Below are 19,386 nucleotides of genomic sequence, written 5' to 3' on the forward strand. Positions count from 1 at the left end.
ATTTTAATTCGACCGGTCTATGGCTGCGCCGGACACCGCGCGCTAGTGTGATTTGCCAGTTCGCTCATTTGGAATAGAGCCTATGATCTCGCGCCACCTGCCGGCTTCGTCATATGTGGTACCGCTGGGGGCGCTCGCACTTGCCATTGCTGTACAGCTGTTCGGTATTCCGGGAGGCCATGGACATGCCTGGGTTACGGTCCTGGTTTCATTCTTCACCCTGTGTGTGCTGCTCGTCACTGTGTTCGTCGTCCTCGAGCATGCGGAAGCCCTGGCGTTCCGTCTCGGCCAGCCCTACGGAACGCTGCTGCTTACCTTCGCCGTTACGACGGTGGAGGTTTCGATTATCGTCTCGATGATGTTGCATGGCGCAAACAATCCGACACTGGCGCGCGAGTCGGTCTTCTCGACGGTGATGATCGTCTGCGCCGGTGTCGTCGGCCTGTGTCTCACGCTTGGAGCATGGCAACATCGCCAGCAGGATCTGAAACGGCAGGGAACAAGCGCCATCCTTTCGGTTCTGACCGCCTTGACGGTATTGACGCTCGTTCTGCCCAACTACACGCTTTCGACCGATCCGGGCACCTTTTCGCCAGTGCAGCTCGTCTTCGTCAGCCTCTGTTCGGTACTGCTCTATGCGAGTTTCGTGTTCGCGCAGACGGTGCGGCATCGTGATGATTTCCTCGATGAAAGCGCCGCCTATGCCGGTGTTCATGCGGGAAATACATCCAGGCGGGCACTTTACGCGAATGCATTTTTCCTGGTGATCGGACTGGTTGGCATCGTCTTGCTCGCGGAACAGGTGGCCGTCGGTATCGAGGACGGCCTTGCCGCGCTGGACGTCGCGCAGAGCGATGCGATCGTCGGCGCCTTTATCGCGACACTGGTACTTCTGCCTGAAGGTCTGGCTGCCATACGTGCCGCGCTTAACAATGAATTGCAGCGCAGCCTCAACATTGCGCTCGGTTCGGCCCTGGCGACAATCGGGCTGACTATCCCCGCTGTCGGCATGGCAAGTCTTGTCACCGGCCGGGAACTCACGCTCGGCCTTTCGTCGGGCGATACGGTGCTTCTGGCACTGGTCCTTTTGATCAGCATTCACAGTTTCGGAACGGGACGAACCAACGTGCTCACCGGAATGGTGCATCTCGTCGTCTTCATCGCCTTCCTGCTTCTGCTTGCAGTTCCTTAAGACAGGAGACGCATTTACCGTATCGTAGCCGTATATTTGCCGCCGCTGCATTTCCAGTGTCGGGCCCAACATCTATTGTTGCCGGGGTGAAATGGATCACGGAGCAATTCGATGAAAAGCAAATTCGGCAAAGTCATATTGGCGGGTGTCCTCGGTCTCTGTCTGGCAACGAACGCCACGGCGGCAACGATCAAGGATCTGCAGGGCGCGTGGACCATGAACGGAACCAAGTGTGAAGACACATTCAAGAAGGTCGGCAAGACAATCGAGTTCAAGGACCGGACGGCTTCGACTTCAACGGGATTGCTGATCAGCGGCAGCAAGGTCACAGGGCCGAATGCCGTGTGCACGACAAAAAGCGTGAAAAAACAGAAAGACCGGCTGTCGGCGACATTGTCCTGCACCGACTCAATGATCGAGAGCGACATGACCCAGACGTTCAAGATCGTCGACGCCAATACGTTTCAGAGGTTCGACCCCTTCGGCGATAACATGTATGTCACCTACCAGAAGTGCGACATGTGATATTTGAGCCTTGCCGCCCGCTCGCGGCGGGCTGGCCTGGCTGTCAGAAATGCATGACGACGCCGAAGATCGGTCCCTGCTGGACGACATTCATGACAAAACCGTCATTGCTGTAATCAACGCCAAGCGCCCGATAACCGGCGACCGCTGAAACCTTTTCGTTGAAACTGTAGCCGATGCCACCGGCAACATCCCAGTCGACATCGGCACCACCGCCGCCAACCAAACCCCACCCCGTAAAATACACCTTGTCGGTGATCGAATATTTGGCGCGTATGCCACCGAGGCCATCGACCCAGGTCGCGCTGTCTTCACGTTTCACACCATCGAGAATGCCGCCACTGAACGCAATCTCGGTGCTCGCATTCCAGACCCTCAACCCGGCAACCAGATCAAGGTTGCCCCTGTCGCTCTGCAGCACGGAATATCCGGCTCCAACGAGCCCGGCAAAGGTTTCGGAGGTCACGCTGACATTGTCGGCGATAATCCCGCGTGGCGTGCCCCGGCCACTGGAGATCTTCGTATACATGATATCGGTGAAAATGCTGTAGCGATCGTAGCGCGCCTCGCCAATGGCCATGGCGGCAAAATCGAGCTCGTTGAGGATGTCGCCAAAGTCCATGTCCATGTGCACTGTCGGCAGGCCGAAGAGACCCGTGTCGCCGGACATGCCCGCCGCCCAGAAATACGGGCTGACTGCAAAGGTCCAACCATCCTTTTCGATCTGCTTGAGTTCTGGCGCCATCGGCGAAGTAATGTCGGCCGCCGAGACGGGGTTTGCAAACAGCAAACCAGCCGCAAGCGCCGATGCCAAAGTATTAGAAAGTTTCATCGCTGTCCCCCTTTTGAACGCCGCGATCAGTCGTCAACCGAATCCCATGTTTGATCCGGATTGAATGACCTTATCTCTTTAACCATCTTGTCGGTAGCCGGTCCGAGGTCCTTTTCGTAAATAGTCCCATGGTGACTGACAACGAAAGTCTTGATTCCGGTTTCGCCATATATTGCCGGCCAGGCGATCAAGGCGTGTCCGGCGATCATGTTGCCATTGATGACAAAATCATACTTGCCGCCGGCAATGTTGCTGCCCTGAGCTCTAAGTATCCGGTAGCGATAACCGAAATAGCCGCGGTCTGACTTCGCGCTGGCTTCGATCTTGGCGTCATCTCCGAAACTGCCTGCAGGGCTTTCCTCGCCGCCGTCCGATTTCCAGTAGAGCCCGTCGTGCTTTCCTTCTTCACTGATGAGCTTCTGAGCAAATTCGAGCACGCCATCATCATCGTGATCCTCCTGCGCGTATGCAGTTTGGGCTAGGATATAATTACGCAACGTCTCGATGGCCGCGGTTTCGTTCTCGCCGATTCGCCGCGCCAGAATCTCCTCCAGCCCCTTCTTCGTATCGAACTGCCAGCCGGCGTCCTGCTTGACCAAGGGGAACGGAAATGGCCAGGCAAGATTGCCAAGAATGACTTCCTTGCTGCCATCTGTCCGGTCTTTCAGTTCGGCGCGCTCCCCGGAGGCCTTCTGAAGATCAGTCAAACGATCATCGAAGTCATCTGATTTCTTGGCCGCCTCGGCGTTCAGGCCAAGGACCTTGGCCAGAGCATCGACATCCTTGGCACCGAGATCCTTTTTCAGAGCATCAAGTGCCTCCCCTGGTTCCTTGAATGTTTCGGATGCTGCGCCAACGAAACGTTCAAACGAAGGCTCCGCCGCAATCAAAGGAGACATTGCCGCCATCGAAAGGAATGCGGAAGCGAGAAGTATTTTCAGAGTTGCGCGATACATTTTCGTAATCCCTTCACAAGGAATGGTGATGGCTTTGACAGGTCAGCGACGGCCGCGACCTCCGCCGCCTCTGCCGCCGCCGCCGCGTTGCACCCTGGGGCCGCCACCGCCCCTGGCGCGCTGGCCGCCACCCTGGACTCTGGCACCACCGCCAGGCTGGGCTCTGGGACGTCCGCCGCCGCCCAAGCTGGCATTGCCGCGCTGCGACGAGGCGCGAGCATCCCGTCCAGAGCCATAATTACCGATGGCGCTTGGCTGCCTTGGACGGTTATCGACTCGGCCACCTGCCGGCTGTTGCCGAGGGCGATCCGGGCGGCTGGCGTTAGGTCTGTCCCGATTCGGGCGGTTGGCCCCTGCGCCTTGTCCGATGTTGCGGTTACCCGCTCCTGCTCCTTGCCCGATATCGCGATTGGCCGGCCGATTTGCACCTTGACCAGGACGATTGCCGGCGAAATTGCCACCATCCCTTTGCTTCAGGCTGTTCTGCACATCGCGTCGCACATCACTGCTCTGGATCCTTGATCCGAGAGCGCCACCCGCGGCGCCTGCGAGCCCGGCACCCGCGAGTCCGCCAAGGTTACCGAGGTTGCCGCCGTTTTCTCTTAGATCGAGCCGGTTCCCCCTGTCCTCGCGAATATTGTTCGTGATGGAATCCCGGTCGAAATTGAATTTACTGCTGTCGAAATTGAGGTTGTTGATATTGTTCTTGTCAAAATTGAAATCGTTGCGATTGATTTCACCGATGTCGATGTCGACGTCATTGCCTCCCCATGAGTGCCAATTGTCCCAGTCGACCGCCGCACCGAAGACCGCCCCGGTGATAAATCCGCTCCAATAGGGAGCGTAGGGATAATAGTACGAAGGATAGGGATCACCATAAACGATCGGGGCCGTCGCCACATAGGTCGGGCTGGTCAAGATGACGGGATCATAAGTCGGAACGTACGTCACTTCCTTCTTGGCGGGACGGATGATGACGTTGTTGTCGTTGTTCGTCTCCACGACAACCTGGTCATTTGACTTGATTGTACCATTGTCCACTGCCTTGTCGCGGAGTTCCTGTATCGCCACAAGCACGTCTTTCTGCTGATTGACGACCGCCTCGCCCAGTTGCTGCGTCCATTCGAGATCGTCGTTCATCATCGTCAGAACTGTTGGATAGTTGAGGAGCGATATGACACTTCCGTCCCATGACGGATCGGGTTTCGCATCAGGCTTTGCTTTCGCCTGATCCTGAAACCGCGCCGCCTGGACGATCTGAAGAGGGTTAAGCGCGGCCGAAAGCACGAGGGCCACAAGGTCGTCGGGATAGAGCGCGATGCGCGCGGTCAGTGTTTGCAGCTCTGACGCCGTCAGCAGTGCCGGCGCGGGTGCTGCTGGTGCAGGCGCTGCCGGCTCCGTTGCAGCGGGCGCAGGCTGCGTTTGTGTCCAAGCTTGCATGCCGGGGCCACACATCAGCAGCGCTGCCGAAGCGACGACGGCAATCGTTTTTTGGTGCAATGACATAGCTGCTCTCCTCAAATTCCACGTTCTGGCGACGTGTGACACCCGGGTAATTTCTTGCAGTCGGTTCGTTCAGGGCATCAAACCTTTTCCACAGACAGGACGGCTCCGGTGGAGTCGATCAGACAAGTCGAACGCTGACCCTTGGCGTCGAGGATGATCTGATATTTGCCACCATCCACCGCCGCCGAACTCACGGGAAGGACCGTCGCGCTGTCGCCGCCAAACTTTGTCGCCGAAGCGCTGGCACAGGCCAGTTGCAAATCGGCTGGTGCCGTTTGTGCCGTGTTTCTTGCCATGTTTTCGGGTGTGGGGCCGTTGTCCGACACACATCCTGCCAGCGCCAAAATACCACTCGCAATAATAATGAAGTTGATATTTTTCAAATGTCCTCGACCTGATTTGCAAAGCATCGTTTTCCCCCTGACTTTGCTGCTCAAACACCTTTGTAAAGTGACGCGCCCTGCATGAGCACGATCACTTTCGCTCCGACCTGGATCTGCGAAGCGAGATCGACAATGTCTTCATTGTTCATTCTGATGCAGCCCGACGACACATTGAGGCCGATAGACCAGGGCTCGGGCGTGCCGTGGATACGATAGATCGTGTCCTGATCTCCCTCGTAGAGATAAAGCGCGCGTGCCCCGAGCGGATTGTCTGGACCGCCTGGCATTCCCCCTGCAAACTTTACAGCTTTGGGGTCACGTGCCACCATCTCGGCTGGCGGCGTCCAGGTTGGCCATTCGGCTACGCGGCCGACGCGCACTATACCCGCCCATCCGAAGCCATCACGGCCAACGCCAATGCCATAACGAACGGCCTGACCGCCACCTTTGACGAGATAAAGGAAATGCTGGTTGCCATCGATGATGATGGTCCCCGGTTTTTCGGCGGTCCGGAACGGAACCACCTGCTTGCGAAATGCCTCGGGCACCTGACCATTCGCCGCGTAATATTTGCGGGCTTTCTTGCTGTCATAGGCGATCCAGGTCCGGGTCTTCGTATCGTAGATCTGGGTCTTTGGAACCTGAGCCGATCCCGCGGCGATACCGCCAATTAGTAATCCCGCTACAGCCAGAAAAGTCGCTGAATGCATACCGAGAAACGATGCGGAACTTCTTTTCATTTCGCCGTCCCCTTCAACCATTTTTCTACCCGGTCGGCGTTCTTTGCGACCCATGCCTTGGCGTAGTCTGCTGGCGGTTGCCGGTCGACTTCGACCGCATAACTCATCTCTGTGATTTCATCGGGCGTGAAATCGATGCTCTCCAGAAACCTGGTAACTTCCGGTTTGCTCGTGGCCAATGCCTTCGAGTAGGCGATATGAAAGCGTGCGGTATCCCAGGCGACGGGCGCATTCGATTTGGCCAGCCAATCGGGGTCGTCCGCTGGCAGAATTACATGCCACTTGGATGCATCGTGGGCGGGCTCCTCAAGTTTGACGATATCGTGCAGCTTGAAGACGACATGGGGGCTGTAGCAGGCAAAAATAATCGGTTTATCTGTCGCTTCGGCCGCATCGACCGCCGCCATGCCCATTTCCTCCGGCATTTCGAGAAGCCGCATTGTCTTGGCATAACCATAACTGTTGGCCCGGATGCGTTCGATGACTGTGGATGACCATGTCTCGGCGCCAATCCATATCTCTCCCTGCCCATCGCCGTCCGTGTCGAAGGCTGCAGTCTTTTTTGGATCGAGGAGATCGGCGACCGCATGGATGCCCGTTTTATCGACTGTCTGCCTGGTCGTGCAAATGCCCTGCCAGGCGGCAACGCCGAAATCCGCGAGCTGGACTTTGTCGCCGTACTTCTCCACCAGTGAATTGAGGTTCGGCAGCCAGACCTCCGGATGGACATCGACCTCCCCGGAAGCAAGCCCGGCGAAAGCGGTCATCGTCCCCATCTCCTCGACGTCGACGCTCACATGCATGTTCGCTTCGAGAGTTGTCTTGATGATGTTTGCGGTGACCTGGCCCGACGGCCAATTAGGCATGGCGACAACCAGGTCGGCTGCAATTGAAATCGCGGGAACCGTCATCCAGACCGACAGGACCAATCCCGCAAATTGACCGAGCCTCTTTAATCGTTGCGTCATCTGCCACGCTCCCACATGATATGGTCGGCATTAGCAGGCATCGATTGCATTATCGTAAGTACGTAACTGTTAATTTTTGCCGGGAAAGCGTTTCCGGTGTAGAACTTGAAGGGTCCATTCGGACGCGTGGGGCGATATGACACGGATTCTGATCGCGGACGATCACGAGATCGTCCGGCAAGGCGTGAAAGCGATTCTGTCGAAGCGAGAACGCTGGCAAATCGTCGGGGAAGCAGCCGACGGGCGCGACGCTGTCGGGCAGGCGCGGCTGACCGAACCGGAAATCGCCATTCTCGACTACGCCCTGCCCTTCATCAATGGTGTGGAAGCAGCACGGCAAATCCGCCTGCACAGTCCAAAGACCGAGGTCCTGATATTTACCCAGCACGATAATGAAGCTCTGCTGCGCAATATTCTTGAAGCGGGCGTGCGCGGCTATCTGCTGAAATCCGATGCCACGCAATATCTCATCCAGGCGGTGGAAGCATTGGAGCACCGCCAGCCGTTCTTTACGAAGACGGTGTCCGACATGCTCGTGTCATCCTATCTCGCTAAATCCGATGCTGCGTCGAGCATTCTCACCTCGCGCGAAACGGCAGTGGTCAAACTGATCGCCGAGGGTCACAGCAACAAGGAGACGGCAGCAGTGCTTGGCCTCAGCGAGAAGACCATCGAAAGCCACCGGGCAGCTGCAATGCGGAAACTGGATGCCAAGTCCACCGCCGCGCTTGTTCGATATGCCATACGAAACCGGTTGATCGAGGCTTGACGATGGTTTCGCGCGCAATACTCAAGCACTACGATTGGTCACCCGCCGCAATTTCCTCGAGCGAAAGCATCAATATGCATGACACCTCCGGAGCGATTGAGCTTCTGCCGCCACCCAGGCGCAATCGCGTGGCTGCATTGCCAGTGCTCGGGCTTTTGCTCACGCTCGTATTGGCCGGTTGCGCCGGGCATGCCAAAGGCGTAATGACGCCAGTGGCTGTGACGGGTGCAACCGGTGGTTCAACAGTCGACATGCTCGTCGTGACCAGCCGCGTACCCTCGCACGATCCGGCAACGTTGTTTACAGGGGAGCGCAGCCCGACGCCCTATTTGACGGATATCACTGTATCCATCCCTTCCGATGCCAAGCGCAAACCGGGAACAGTCCAGTGGCCGAAAAAGGTACCGCCGAATCCGGAAACGGACTTTGCCGTGACAAAAGTGCAGCAACTGAATTCCCCCGAAGAGGGACGCGCCTGGTTCCGCAAGCATGTCGTTGATGGGCATGCGATGGTCTTTGTCCATGGTTTCAACAACCGCTACGAAGATTCGGTATTCCGCTTCGCCCAAATTGTCCACGATTCCAAGGCGAAGGTAACGCCGATCCTGTTCACCTGGCCCTCGAGAGCACGCGTCTTCGATTATAATTACGACAAGGAGAGCACCAACTTTTCGCGCACTGCGTTGGAACAGGGACTGCAAACGCTTGCCAAGGACAAGGACGTCAAGGAAATCACGGTCATGGCCCATTCGATGGGAACATGGCTCGCCATGGAATCACTGCGGCAGATGGCGATACGCGACGGCCGGGTGCAGCCCAAGATAAAGAACGTGATCCTTGCCTCGCCCGATATCGATGTCGACGTCTTCGCAAGACAATGGAACGAACTCGGCAAGGACAAGCCGAAAATCACCATCTTCGTGTCGCAGGACGACAGGGCCTTGAAGGTGTCGCGATTGATCTCGGGCGATGTCGATCGTCTTGGTGCAATCAATCCGGCGGCAGAGCCTTACAAGACCAAGCTGGAAGCAGCCGGAATAACCGTCGTTGACCTGACCCAGGTCAAAACCGATGATGGGTTGCGGCACGGCAAATTCGCCGAAAGCCCGGAAATCGTTCAGCTTATTGGACAGCGGCTCGTGACGGGACAGACGCTTACTGATTCAGACGTCTCGTTTGCTGACGGCGTGACGGCGGTCGTGGCGGGAAGCGTCGGTACAGTGGGCAAGGTCGCAGCGACCACCGTGACCGCGCCGCTCACCGTGCTCGAAGGCAACAGGATCGAATATAGACGCCCTAAATCCGACAGGGTGCACGAGACCCTGAACAGCAAGTCACCCACGCCCGAGCTGAGCTATTGAATTGGGCGACGCAGTTTTGCTCAAGGAAACGACTCCCTCGCCAACGCGGTGGAGGGGCCCGAGCGTGTCCGTAACTGTCCGACTTCGCGGTGGGTGCAAGGGAGAGCGAATTCGCCAATCGCCGGCCCCGCTCGGGCGGGCCAACGGGAAGGGAGGCACCCTGTTTGCCCTTGGCGATGCTGGTCCAAAATAGCGCAGGCAGCAACGATGTTACTGTAACATCGTTGCAAGAAATCCGGCCTCAACGCATCTTTGTTGCCTGAAGGCGTTTCTCGCGCCGATTCCGGCAAAAATACTGAAACAGGCTTACCGCATGAAACGCATACTGCCAGCTCTTCTAATCCTGCTCTGCGTCTCCGAGATTGCCGCAGCCGAGCCGCTGCAATCGCGCATGCTCCAGCGGCAAACGGCTCGCGCCATCCGCAATGCGGGGTTCTGGTGTGACAGGATCACCGACGCTCGGATCGACAAGGCACGATCCGCCGACGGTCCCACGATCGTGCAGGTGACCTGCGATGACAAAACGACATTCGCGCAATACAGCCTGACCATGAACGCCGACAACAGCAAGGTAACGAAAATCGAACCTTGGAAATAAAGGTTTCATCGCCCGCTTCGTAATTTTAATTGGTTGCGTCTGCCACCGGAGCAGGCAGGACAAAACCCGCCTTCGTCAGTCCCGCACCAAGCTGATCGACGATCTCCGGCGAATAGTGGCGGGCCGCCATGTCTGAGCGGAACGATGCGGGGAAGTGCTTGCGCTTGGCGTTCAGGCGTTTCGCCGCTTCGTCTATGTCTGCGGCATTGTTCATCTGGCCAGCTGCCGCAAGTTCAAGAACGTTGGCGATATAGTTTTCCGATCTGCCCATCTGTTGAACGCGAAGCAGAGCTTCCGCAAATTCTCCCCGCCGGTAAGCGTCGAGCGCAAGCGTAAGTCCGGCATCGCTGGGCGGAGCACCATCGATCATCTCCGCTTTGATCGCCATTCCCGCACCCTCCGCCCATCGCCCTGCGGCGAACAGCATCGCTCCGAGCTCGGCCGGAATAAGGCTATTGCCGGGATTGAGTCCCATTGCACGATAACCGGACACGAAAGCCGCTTCCCTCAGGTCATTGCGGAATTGTGCCAGCATCTGGGCATATCCGGCACGGTCGGACATGGGGGCGAGCGAAACGGCTTTGTCTGCCAGCGTCAGTGCCTGCACAGTCAATTCGGTCGGGGCTTCAGGCGCGTCCAGCTCAAGATTGACGATTGCGAGTTCAGCGTTGATGTCTGGATCATTCGGCGCGTTCAGCAGCGATGCCGCGAGGCAGGTTTGCACCTCTTGTAGCAGGCTTGTATCGAGCTGCTCGAGAGCCACGACCGACCGCAGGATGCAACCATTACCAAACGTCGGCGACGTCAGTTCACGCGTCAACTCCAGGCTGTTGATCACGCCGCGTGTGCCGGCAAACCGGTTTGCCAGGTCCGCTATCAGTTCGCGACGAACATCTATACCCGGCCTACCGTCGATGTCGATGCGCTCGACTCCGGAGCGCAGGGCTTCTCCCGTCGCGGGATTGACCACCTGCCACCACACCGCACGTTCGCGGTCGCCAGGGTGATATTTGAGGATTACCTGATACCGGCTATCCACTCGACTTTCGGAACCAAACAGGGACCCTGCTGCCGATCGGATTCCGCCCGTTTCCGACGGCTTGTCTCCGGCAGCAAGCTTGAGAGTCTGATACTGCGACAGGGCCGTCATCAGGTAGTCGCGGATAAGCTCGGCCTCTATATCTGTCTGGTCACCAGCCAATTTCATGTCGATGGCAACATTTGGCTTGTCCGAAAAAACAGGACCCGTTCCAGAAAGAAACCACAAGAAACCGCAAGCGGCTGCTGCAAGTCCTGCAAGAACGAGCCGCCGATTGAAGGTCATGCTCTTCCAGCCGGAATTTGCACTCCCTATTTCGGACGCATCAAGAAGTTCGGCCTCGTCCAGAATTTCGATCTGAGGTGGAGCTTTGGTAAAAACCGGAATATAGCGCCCGCGCGGCAGCTCGATGCGGACGCTACCTTCTTCGGCGTGGGCCTCATAATACTGGGCAAGTGAGGCGCGAAGCCGCGTCGCTTCTATTCGGACAATTGGATCCGTCGTGGGATCAAAGCTGCAGGGGCGACCAAATACATCGACCGCGATCGTATAGGCCTTCACCGCAGCAGCACGGCCCGCGAACATTTCGCTGGCTACAAATCGCAGGAAATTCCTGTTGCGATCGGTCGAGTGAAACTGGGGATCGGACAAGAGCCTGTCCAGTTCCTGCTTCGCCTCCTGTTCGGTGACCTCTTCGGCTTCCGTTGCGTCGACCTTTACGTCAACTTCCATGGCCACCCCCGTGCTTCAGCCTGGACAGAATTGAACGGAACAGGCGAAGAAGCCATAGGGTGAATACCCCAGGTTGCACTGGAATTATACTGAGACACTTAGTTTAAGCAGGATTGATCAGGAAACGAAGAGCTACGCCAGATTGATTGGTCAAGGTATTTTGCTGCGCGCCGCAATGCAAATATCAATAACTTCGTTTTCGATATCGGAACACAAGGTCTCGTATTCCACCAATAGTCTGTCGTCCGAGGAACCGTTTCGCCGCAAGCGGTCGAGCGTTGAACTCGCTTCGTCGAAGGCGTCGCAGAGGCTTACCAAAGTAGAATTCCGGGTACTGAGCATCTGCAGCTGACCGCGCATCGCGGGCAGTTTGAGCATCAATTTCCAGAGCCCCCTTTGGGATGAAGCCGTTGACATTGCCGATGCTGAACCTCCGCTTCCGTCGTAATCCATTCGAGCTATATTCCAGGTCAAAAGGCAGACGAACCGGCAACTACGCAGAACACCCGGTTTCTGTCTGACGATAGTGCATAATCGATGCTCGCCGCGGGAGTACGTTACGGTAAAAACCGCGGGGACAGCTCCTAAGGGGCGCAAAATATTCTGATCGTGTTCAACGTGGATGTATGGCCTTGTCTCTTCTGGCCCCGCCTTTGTTACCGTTACGTACTTACAAGCGGGCATTCCCATAGCGAACGTGTACGCGACGAACAGGGCCAATGACCTTCATGGAACATGCGAATTCAAAATCCCCGTCCGATGCGATTTCGGTGGATTTGTCCGCACGGCGTACTGGAATGTCGTTCCAGCGGACTCGCATGAGCGCCGACCGCACCTTGATGTCGGTGATCCGCACTTCCCTTTCACTGATTGGCTTTGGATTTACAATATTCCAGTTCTTCGAGAAGTTGCGCGATGCCGGCACACTCACCCATGCCGGGGCGCCGCGCAGTTTCGGACTGGCGCTTGTCCTTCTCGGCATATGCATGCTTGTGATCGGCATCGTCTATCACACGCAGTTCATGCTCGAACTTCGACGTACCCGGGAGGAAATGGTGGCGGATGGCATCATTCACGGGGAGAGCCGCTATCCGGTTTCGTACACACTTGTGACGGCGGTAATCCTGCTTCTTATCGGTCTCTTCGCCGTCGCAAGCATGGTCTTTGATATCGGCCCATTTCAGGACGGAACGGGCAGCTGATTCCTGGAGTAATCGTTCAAAGAGAGGAGTTATGAAGTTGGCTAAAGATAAAAAGAGCGGCAAACCAAAGAAGGGCGGCGGTCAACCCAATATTCTCGTTATTTGGGGTGACGATATCGGCATCTCCAATCTGAGCTGCTACAGCCGCGGCTTGATGGGCTATCAGACGCCCAACATCGATCGCCTCGCCAAAGAAGGCATGATGTTTACCGACAGCTATGGTGAGCAATCGTGCACGGCCGGAAGGTCTTCCTTCATCACGGGCCAGAGCGCTTACCGAACCGGTCTTTCCAAAGTAGGCATTCCTGGCGCATCGGCCGGGCTACAACCCGAGATCGTGACAATCGCGGACCTGTTGAAGAACCAAGGGCTATGCTACCGGCCAGTTTGGCAAGAACCACCTTGGCGACCTCAACAAGTTCCTGCCGACGGTCCACGGTTTCGATGAATTCTACGGCAATCTTTATCACCTCAATGCCGAGGAAGAACCGGAGATGTATGACTACTTCCCGGAGAAGGACTTCCCCGGCCTGCGTGCAAGCATTGGACCGCGCGGCGTGCTCCATTCCTGGGCGCAGGACAAGGACGATCCTACGGAAGAAAAGCGCTGGGGCAGAGTGGGCAAGCAGAAGATCAAGGACACCGGACCACTGACCACCAAGCGCATGGAAACCTGCGACGAAGACTTCGTCGATGCGGCCAAGGATTTCATCAAGCGCCAGAACAGCGCCGGCAAGCCCTTCTTTGTCTGGCTCAATACCACGCACATGCATCTGTTCACACATACGAAGAAATCGAGCCTCGGGCAGGCCGGGCGCTGGCAGTCTCCCTATCACGATACGATGATCGATCATGACAAGAATGTCGGCGACATGCTCGACTATCTCGACGAGCTTGGCATCGCCGAAGATACGTTCGTCATGTATTCGACCGACAACGGACCCCACATGAATTCGTGGCCGGATGGAGGCATGACACCGTTCCGGAGCGAGAAGAATACCAATTGGGAAGGTGCATTCCGCGTCCCGCTGCTGGTGCGTTGGCCAGGAAAGATCAAGGCGGGATCGGTTTCAAACGAGATCGTACAGCACCATGACTGGCTGCCGACCTTCGTTGCCATGGCCGGCGATCCCAACGTGGTGGACAAGCTCAAGAAGGGCTACACCGCCAACGGCAAGCCATTCAAGAACCATATCGACGGTTATAATCTGCTGCCCTACCTCACGGGTGAAGAGGCTAGCAGTCCCCGCAAGCTCTTCGTCTATTTCAGTGACGACGGCGATGTTCTTGGTATCCGCTACGACAATTGGAAAGTCGTCTTCATGGAACAGCGTTGCCCAGGCACACTGCAGGTATGGGCGGAGCCGTTCATACCGCTGCGACTTCCGAAGCTGTTCAACCTCAGGACCGACCCCTACGAACGTGCCGACATTACATCGAACTCGTACTATGACTGGTTCCTGCATCACGATTATATCCTGTTCGGCGCCTACACGATTGCCGACAGGTTCGCAGCGACGTTCAAGGATTTTCCGCCTAGTCAGAAGGCAGCGAGCTTCACCATAGATGACGCACTCGCAAAAATGTCCGCAGCTACCAGCGGCAAGTTCAATTAGAGATTATAACGGGCGGCTTTCGCAAGACAGCCGCCCGCCACCCGTCAATCGGCGAGGGAAAGAGACATGACGCTGGCGCAGATCATCGGATTCGCGATCAATGCGAGTATGTTTCTCATTGTCTTCGCACTTGGATTGCGTGCGACCTTCGATGACGTGACGTATCTGTTCCGCAGACCAAGTCTTTTCGTCCGTTCAATTCTCTCCATGAATATCATCATGCTGGCGATTATGGTGCTGTTGTCGCTGCTGTTCAATCTCCACCCGGCCATCAAGATCGCGCTAGTTACGCTCGCCGTTTCTCCGGTTCCGCCGGTGCTGCCGGGCAAGCAGGAGAAGGCCGGCGGCTCGGCCTCCTATACGATCGGTCTGCTGGTGGCGACGGCACTGGTTTCGATTGTGCTCGTTCCAGTGGCAATCGGTCTCCTCGGGAGTTCGTTCAACATCGATATGCACGAACCCGCAAGCGCTATCGCTTCCGTTGTGCTGATCTCCATAATCGTTCCGTTGGTAGCGGGCGTCATCATCCGCCACTTTGCGCCTGACCTTGCTAGCCGCATCGAACGCCCGATCTCCCGGTTTGCAACGCTGCTTTTGATCGTCGCAGTCGTACCGGTCCTGTTCATCGCCTCGCATGCCATCTGGGCGTTGGTCGGAAACGGAGTTGTCATCATGCTCGTGCTGTTCACGCTGATTGGCGTTGCACTCGGTCACTTCCTCGGTGGCCCCGATCCGGATGATCGTACAGTGCTCGCGCTCGCCACGGGGACGCGGCATCCTGGCGTTGCGCTAGCAATCTCTAGCCTGAATTTTCCCGCCGAGAAGGCCGTCATGGCGGTCGTGCTTTACCATCTTGTCATTGGTGCTATCGTCTCGATACCCTACGTGAGATGGCGCACTCGCATTCATGCGCTCCGTCCGGAGATGAAATGATGCTCGACCAACCGGAACGAACGCAAACCAAGACCGCTCCTTTCGACAACATGGTGTGGATTCCAGGCGGCGAATTTCGCATGGGTTCTGACAATCACTACCCCGAGGAAGCCCCTGCGCACAGGGTCCGGGTCAATGGTTTCTGGATGGACAAGTTTACGGTGACCAACCGCGACTTTGTCCGTTTTGTCGAGGCGACAGGTTATGTGACGCTGGCTGAAAGGCCAGCCAATCCAGAAGACTATCCGGGCGCTTTGCCGGAAATGCTGGCGCCGTCCTCAACGATGTTCAAGAAACCCTCGTCTCCAATCGACATGAGCAATCATTTCAATTGGTGGGTCTATGTACGCGGCGCCAATTGGCGCAACCCGCGGGGTCCCGCCAGCACAATCAAGAAGCTTGGCAATCATCCCGTCGTTCATGTCGCCTATGAGGATGTCGAAGCCTATTGCCGCTGGGTCGGCAAGGAATTGCCCACCGAAGCCGAATGGGAATTCGCCGCCTGCGGTGGCCTGGACGGGGCCGAATATGTCTGGGGCGATCAGTTTACCCCGGGCGGAAAGCACATGGCCAATACCTGGCAGGGCAATTTTCCTTATCGGAACACGCTCGACGATGGATACGAGTATACGTCTCCGGTGGGGTCATTTCCGGCCAATGGCTATGGTCTTTACGATATGGCAGGCAATGTCTGGGAATGGACGACTGACTGGTACCGGGAACACGGCAAGGTGACGAGCGCCTGTTGCACGGCGGACAATCCGCGTGGCGGCACACTTGAGGAAAGCTTCGATCCGCGTCAACCCTCGTCAAGGTTGCGCGAAGGGTGACCAAGGGCGGCTCGCACCTTTGCGCACCAAACTACTGCCGGCGTTACAGACCGACGGCGCGCATGTCGCAGCCCGTCGATACCTCGATCTCACATCTCGGTTTCCGCTGTATCGTCCGGCCCGGTAGCGAAGGATAAGACGCGCGATGCTCAGGGACCTGTTGATCCAGCTCACGGAACCAATCGTCTCGATCATCGACATCTTCGCATTGATCATCATCGCGATCGGCACGGTGGATGCATTTATCAACGGCACCAGGGTGATGTTTTCGCACCCAGAAGGGCATCATGCGGTCCGGCACGTGTGGATGCGCTATTCGCGCTGGCTGGTGGCGGGACTGACGTTCCAGCTTGCAGCCGACATCCTCGAAACCTCGGTCACTCCGGCCTGGGACGACATCGGCCGCATTGCGGCGATCGCAGTGGTCCGTACTTTCCTCAACTTCTTTTTAGAGCGCGACCAACGCGACATCGGCGAACTGCAACGCAGCCCTAAACCTTGACGTATGATCTTAACCGCGCACTTTCACCGAAATCGTGGTGCCCTTCTTTCCAGTCGAAATATCGATCGTGCCGTCGAGCGGGCGAAGCCGTGCCTCCATGCCGGAAAGGCCAACGCCGACATTCCGGCGCTTTCGCCTTTCGATACCAACACCATCATCCTTGACGGTGAGCGACAGGATCGTATCGGGCTCGCTCCCCTGCCGGATCAGCCTGATCGTTGCCTTGGCGGCGTGGGAATGACGGTAGATATTGGTCAGCGCTTCTTGGACAATACGGAAAATGGTGAGTTCGACACCCGGTGGTGGACGTTTTGCCGCCAATACGGGATCGACCCTCAGCTCGATTTCCAATCCGCTTCGTTCCTCAAAACCCACGACGAGTAGCTCAAGGGCATTCGGAAGGCCGGATTCGTCAAGCATCGGGGGATGCAGCAAATAAGATAAGGTCCGAAGCTCCTCATTGCTTTGCGAAATGAGTTTCGATGTACGCGCCAGCGCCCGCGAGGTTTCACCGTCATCATCGGGCAGGAGGGATTTCACGTTCGCCAATTCCATCGCCGCGCCGATCAGGTGTTGGCCCGTGGAGTCGTGGAGGTCCCTGGCAATGGAACGGCGCTCCTCATCCTGTGAAACCAGGAGGCGTTCGCTGACGTCACGCAGCGACTCGTTCGAATACATCAGTGCGATCGAACGGCGTCGTGCCAGCCAGGCCGTGGCGAGAAACGCCGCAAGGGCAATGGCCAGAACGGTACCGTAGACGCGTATCGACTGCCGCCAGCCAGCAAGCAAAGCATTCTCGTCAATTCCGTAGGTCACGTAGAATGGGAAACCTTCGACTTTCCGGTAGGCCACCAAGCGGTCGACGCCTTCCGAAACGTGGTGCATTTCACCCGATACTGGATTCCCAGTCGTCGACTGTCTGAACCATTCAGGGACCACTGCGCCGCCCTCCCAGAACGGGACGTTCACCACGACTTCGCCGTTCTCGCGCAAGAACTGGGCAGCATCCGAGGGAGAAGCCGCTCCATCGAACAGTCTGGTGAAATAATCGATCGGCATCGTGATCAGGATCAAACCGTCGAACTTCCCGTCTGGCTGGCGGAGAGCCTTGCTCATAGTCAAGGAAGGTTGCCCGTACACGCGGCCAATCAACGGGTCGCCTATAAATGTGACATCCGATGGATGATCCCGATGATAGCGGAAATAATCCCGGTCGTTCACATCAAGCGAACTGCTGCGATAGCCTTCGCTGGTAGAAACGAGTTTGCCGTCGCGGTCTACGAGGGCAATAACGCCCGAATGCTTCAGAAATTGCTTCTGGGTAGCCAGAAATCTGACCAAACGCTCCGAGGAAGCAATTTCCGGCCATGACATCGGTTCAACCTCGGACGAAATACCCTGAAGCACCATGTCGTTCGCCTCGAGTATCTTGCTGACATAGGCTTCGAGCAGGGCGGTCTTCTGGCGCAACTGGATTTTCGATTGCAAGACCATCCGGTCCCGGCTCTCGACAACACCGACGACGAACACCGTTATGATGACCCCAACACTCATGAGCAACAAGAGGCCATAAGGCAAAAGCGGGAGTGCAGGGGCGTTCATCGGCACGTCGGGCGACAACGCTTTTCCGTCCGGAAGCATAAGGCCAAGACGCCGCAGAAATGCCGGGATGGCGGCGATACCCCAGCGATCCGCGGATCGACGCAGGATTCTCACCGCCTGCTCCCGATGCCGCGCTTCAATATGCGCGGTATGGTTTTGATTTCCTGCCCGATCATCGTCCCCGAATGAGAGTGGCTTTTCCCTCACATGCTACGCTGTTGTTTTCAAACATCCTATCACAAAACAGGTCTTAACTCGCAGCTGTTGGGAAAAATTGATCGGCCATGTTGCTTTGCTTGCAGAGGGAGGCCGGCTTTCAACTTCTTCCAAGATGTGCAAGCGCGGTCCGCAACGGAGCATCGGACACCTGAATAATGCCGAGGTATGGGTGAGCCATATCGATGATCAGAAATACCGCCCCCGCCACTGAAAGAGCGCACACGAACAACATGCCAATGACCGTGGCGTTGGCCGGTGCCAAAAGCCCGAACGAGAAAAAGAGCAACGCAAGCCAGAAGACAAGGATTACAAGGAAAGCCTGGGGCAACCCTTCGCCCCCTTTCTCAAGGAGCAACCAATGGGCCTCCGCAATTTCTCCGCTTATCGCGATGGCACGCGATTGCAGCTGACGTTTGGCGTCGGTTTCGGGGGAAAGGGCCCGCAATGATCCTGAACAGGCTCGATACCGAGGTCGCTCCTGCGCGCGTCCGGCGTTGAATCATCGTGATCCTCGTCGACCCAGGCATCCTGCAGCCGCAGACTGACCAGCTCCGCAAGCAGACGCCGCGCCTCGTTGGTTTCGGGGCCGTAATGCGCCATGACCCGATCGAGAAGGACCACGCGCGCCACCGATGTTCTCAGCTCTGCCTCGGCGTCATCGAATGCCGTCTTTGCGGATGCGATCAAGAACCCGACCGCGAGCGCTGACAATGTTCCGACCACTGCCGTAGCAAGCTTGATGGCCTCTTTTGAATCCGTACTCAGGTGATGTTCTGGCAGGCGGTCACGAATAAATATTCCCGCCACCACAGCAAACGACAGGCACATGAATGCGACGCCGCCGATTGCAAGTGCACTCATTGTCGGAAACTCGCTGCTGC

Annotated in this window: 17 protein-coding genes and 3 pseudogenes; 10 read left to right on the forward strand and 10 right to left on the reverse strand. The window is 56.9% G+C overall.

The features are described from left to right. The first annotated feature begins 82 nt into the window (after positions 1-82). Positions 83-1,192 carry a calcium:cation antiporter gene (locus N8E88_RS01040; RefSeq protein WP_262290332.1) on the forward strand — a complete coding sequence of 370 codons (1,110 nt, stop codon included), beginning with the start codon at positions 83-85 and terminating at the stop codon, positions 1,190-1,192. Between the two features lie 111 nt (positions 1,193-1,303). Next, the gene (locus N8E88_RS01045) at positions 1,304-1,717 is read left to right on the forward strand and encodes a hypothetical protein (RefSeq protein WP_262290333.1); all 414 of its coding nucleotides are present in this window, start codon (positions 1,304-1,306) and stop codon (positions 1,715-1,717) included. Positions 1,718-1,760: 43 nt separating this feature from the next. Here the strand turns inward: N8E88_RS01045 and N8E88_RS01050 are convergent, their stop codons facing one another. The 6 genes from N8E88_RS01050 to N8E88_RS01075 all read right to left on the reverse strand — a co-directional run bounded on the left by N8E88_RS01050 (position 1,761) and on the right by N8E88_RS01075 (position 7,102). Further along, a complete protein-coding gene (locus tag N8E88_RS01050) occupies positions 1,761-2,549 on the reverse strand; it encodes a DUF481 domain-containing protein (RefSeq protein ID WP_262290334.1) in 789 nt (262 codons plus the stop codon). A gap of 26 nt (positions 2,550-2,575) precedes the next feature. Further along, on the reverse strand, positions 2,576-3,505 hold the full coding sequence (locus N8E88_RS01055) for a DUF2950 family protein (protein WP_262290335.1): 930 nt from the start codon (positions 3,503-3,505) through the stop codon (positions 2,576-2,578). Positions 3,506-3,547: 42 nt separating this feature from the next. Continuing rightward, the gene (locus N8E88_RS01060; protein WP_262290336.1) at positions 3,548-5,011 is read right to left on the reverse strand and encodes a DUF3300 domain-containing protein; all 1,464 of its coding nucleotides are present in this window, start codon (positions 5,009-5,011) and stop codon (positions 3,548-3,550) included. A gap of 77 nt (positions 5,012-5,088) precedes the next feature. Further along, positions 5,089-5,448, reverse strand: a complete 360-nt coding sequence (locus N8E88_RS01065) for a hypothetical protein (protein ID WP_262290337.1) — start codon at positions 5,446-5,448, stop codon at positions 5,089-5,091. Further along, the gene (locus N8E88_RS01070) at positions 5,445-6,134 is read right to left on the reverse strand and encodes a L,D-transpeptidase (RefSeq protein WP_262290338.1); all 690 of its coding nucleotides are present in this window, start codon (positions 6,132-6,134) and stop codon (positions 5,445-5,447) included. Before N8E88_RS01070 ends, N8E88_RS01065 begins: the two co-directional genes overlap by 4 nt. Next, positions 6,131-7,102, reverse strand: coding sequence for an ABC transporter substrate-binding protein (locus N8E88_RS01075; protein ID WP_262290339.1), 972 nt, complete (start codon positions 7,100-7,102; stop codon positions 6,131-6,133). Before N8E88_RS01075 ends, N8E88_RS01070 begins: the two co-directional genes overlap by 4 nt. Before the next feature lie 136 nt (positions 7,103-7,238). Here N8E88_RS01075 and N8E88_RS01080 point away from each other — a divergent pair, with 136 nt between their 5' ends. The 3 genes from N8E88_RS01080 to N8E88_RS01090 all read left to right on the forward strand — a co-directional run bounded on the left by N8E88_RS01080 (position 7,239) and on the right by N8E88_RS01090 (position 9,830). Continuing rightward, positions 7,239-7,871, forward strand: a complete 633-nt coding sequence (locus N8E88_RS01080; RefSeq protein ID WP_262290340.1) for a response regulator — start codon at positions 7,239-7,241, stop codon at positions 7,869-7,871. A 2-nt stretch (positions 7,872-7,873) separates the two neighbouring features. After that, positions 7,874-9,232 carry an alpha/beta hydrolase gene (locus N8E88_RS01085; RefSeq protein ID WP_262290341.1) on the forward strand — a complete coding sequence of 453 codons (1,359 nt, stop codon included), beginning with the start codon at positions 7,874-7,876 and terminating at the stop codon, positions 9,230-9,232. A gap of 313 nt (positions 9,233-9,545) precedes the next feature. Next, entirely contained in the window at positions 9,546-9,830 is a 285-nt protein-coding gene (locus N8E88_RS01090; RefSeq protein WP_262290342.1) for a hypothetical protein, read from the forward strand. Positions 9,831-9,855: 25 nt separating this feature from the next. On the opposite strand, the gene N8E88_RS01095 is transcribed toward N8E88_RS01090, so the two are convergent. Continuing rightward, positions 9,856-11,601 carry a tetratricopeptide repeat protein gene (locus N8E88_RS01095; RefSeq protein WP_262290343.1) on the reverse strand — a complete coding sequence of 582 codons (1,746 nt, stop codon included), beginning with the start codon at positions 11,599-11,601 and terminating at the stop codon, positions 9,856-9,858. A gap of 150 nt (positions 11,602-11,751) precedes the next feature. Further along, positions 11,752-11,982 (reverse strand): hypothetical protein, encoded by a 231-nt coding sequence (locus N8E88_RS01100; protein WP_376772095.1) that lies wholly within the window; start codon positions 11,980-11,982, stop codon positions 11,752-11,754. Between the two features lie 338 nt (positions 11,983-12,320). On the opposite strand from N8E88_RS01100, the gene N8E88_RS01105 reads away from it, so the two are divergent. The 5 genes and pseudogenes from N8E88_RS01105 (at position 12,321) to N8E88_RS01125 (ending at position 16,684) form a co-directional block, all read left to right on the forward strand. After that, entirely contained in the window at positions 12,321-12,803 is a 483-nt protein-coding gene (locus N8E88_RS01105; protein ID WP_262290344.1) for a YidH family protein, read from the forward strand. Between the two features lie 31 nt (positions 12,804-12,834). Next, a pseudogene (locus N8E88_RS01110) lies at positions 12,835-14,419 on the forward strand (arylsulfatase). Positions 14,420-14,485: 66 nt separating this feature from the next. After that, positions 14,486-15,352, forward strand: coding sequence for a bile acid:sodium symporter family protein (locus tag N8E88_RS01115; RefSeq protein WP_262290345.1), 867 nt, complete (start codon positions 14,486-14,488; stop codon positions 15,350-15,352). Positions 15,353-15,402: 50 nt separating this feature from the next. Continuing rightward, positions 15,403-16,319: pseudogene (locus N8E88_RS01120) on the forward strand (formylglycine-generating enzyme family protein). Positions 16,320-16,327: 8 nt separating this feature from the next. Next, positions 16,328-16,684 carry a DUF1622 domain-containing protein gene (locus N8E88_RS01125; RefSeq protein WP_262290346.1) on the forward strand — a complete coding sequence of 119 codons (357 nt, stop codon included), beginning with the start codon at positions 16,328-16,330 and terminating at the stop codon, positions 16,682-16,684. 9 nt (positions 16,685-16,693) lie between these two features. Here N8E88_RS01125 and N8E88_RS01130 read toward each other — a convergent pair whose 3' ends face one another. Next, positions 16,694-18,400: a cache domain-containing sensor histidine kinase gene (locus N8E88_RS01130; protein ID WP_262290347.1), complete on the reverse strand. Its 1,707-nt coding sequence runs from the start codon at positions 18,398-18,400 to the stop codon at positions 16,694-16,696. A gap of 202 nt (positions 18,401-18,602) precedes the next feature. Further along, a pseudogene (locus tag N8E88_RS01135) lies at positions 18,603-19,366 on the reverse strand (DUF4239 domain-containing protein). Positions 19,367-19,386: the final 20 nt, after the last annotated feature.

Origin of the sequence: Phyllobacterium zundukense (assembly GCF_025452195.1) — a bacterium.
GTDB lineage: Bacteria > Pseudomonadota > Alphaproteobacteria > Rhizobiales > Rhizobiaceae > Phyllobacterium > Phyllobacterium zundukense_A.

Excerpts from the sequence above, each read along its gene's own strand:
- N8E88_RS01050 (WP_262290334.1), bottom strand. The coding sequence starts at position 2,549 with ATGAAACTTTCTAATACTTTGGCATCGGCGCTTGCGGCTGGTTTGCTG.
- N8E88_RS01090 (WP_262290342.1), top strand. The coding sequence starts at position 9,546 with ATGAAACGCATACTGCCAGCTCTTCTAATCCTGCTCTGCGTCTCCGAG.
- N8E88_RS01095 (WP_262290343.1), bottom strand. The coding sequence starts at position 11,601 with ATGGAAGTTGACGTAAAGGTCGACGCAACGGAAGCCGAAGAGGTCACC.
- N8E88_RS01085 (WP_262290341.1), top strand. The coding sequence starts at position 7,874 with ATGGTTTCGCGCGCAATACTCAAGCACTACGATTGGTCACCCGCCGCA.
- N8E88_RS01070 (WP_262290338.1), bottom strand. The coding sequence starts at position 6,134 with ATGAAAAGAAGTTCCGCATCGTTTCTCGGTATGCATTCAGCGACTTTT.
- N8E88_RS01060 (WP_262290336.1), bottom strand. The coding sequence starts at position 5,011 with ATGTCATTGCACCAAAAAACGATTGCCGTCGTCGCTTCGGCAGCGCTG.
- N8E88_RS01045 (WP_262290333.1), top strand. The coding sequence starts at position 1,304 with ATGAAAAGCAAATTCGGCAAAGTCATATTGGCGGGTGTCCTCGGTCTC.
- N8E88_RS01115 (WP_262290345.1), top strand. The coding sequence starts at position 14,486 with ATGACGCTGGCGCAGATCATCGGATTCGCGATCAATGCGAGTATGTTT.
- N8E88_RS01125 (WP_262290346.1), top strand. The coding sequence starts at position 16,328 with ATGCTCAGGGACCTGTTGATCCAGCTCACGGAACCAATCGTCTCGATC.
- N8E88_RS01040 (WP_262290332.1), top strand. The coding sequence starts at position 83 with ATGATCTCGCGCCACCTGCCGGCTTCGTCATATGTGGTACCGCTGGGG.
- N8E88_RS01080 (WP_262290340.1), top strand. The coding sequence starts at position 7,239 with ATGACACGGATTCTGATCGCGGACGATCACGAGATCGTCCGGCAAGGC.
- N8E88_RS01055 (WP_262290335.1), bottom strand. The coding sequence starts at position 3,505 with ATGTATCGCGCAACTCTGAAAATACTTCTCGCTTCCGCATTCCTTTCG.
- N8E88_RS01075 (WP_262290339.1), bottom strand. The coding sequence starts at position 7,102 with ATGACGCAACGATTAAAGAGGCTCGGTCAATTTGCGGGATTGGTCCTG.
- N8E88_RS01105 (WP_262290344.1), top strand. The coding sequence starts at position 12,321 with ATGACCTTCATGGAACATGCGAATTCAAAATCCCCGTCCGATGCGATT.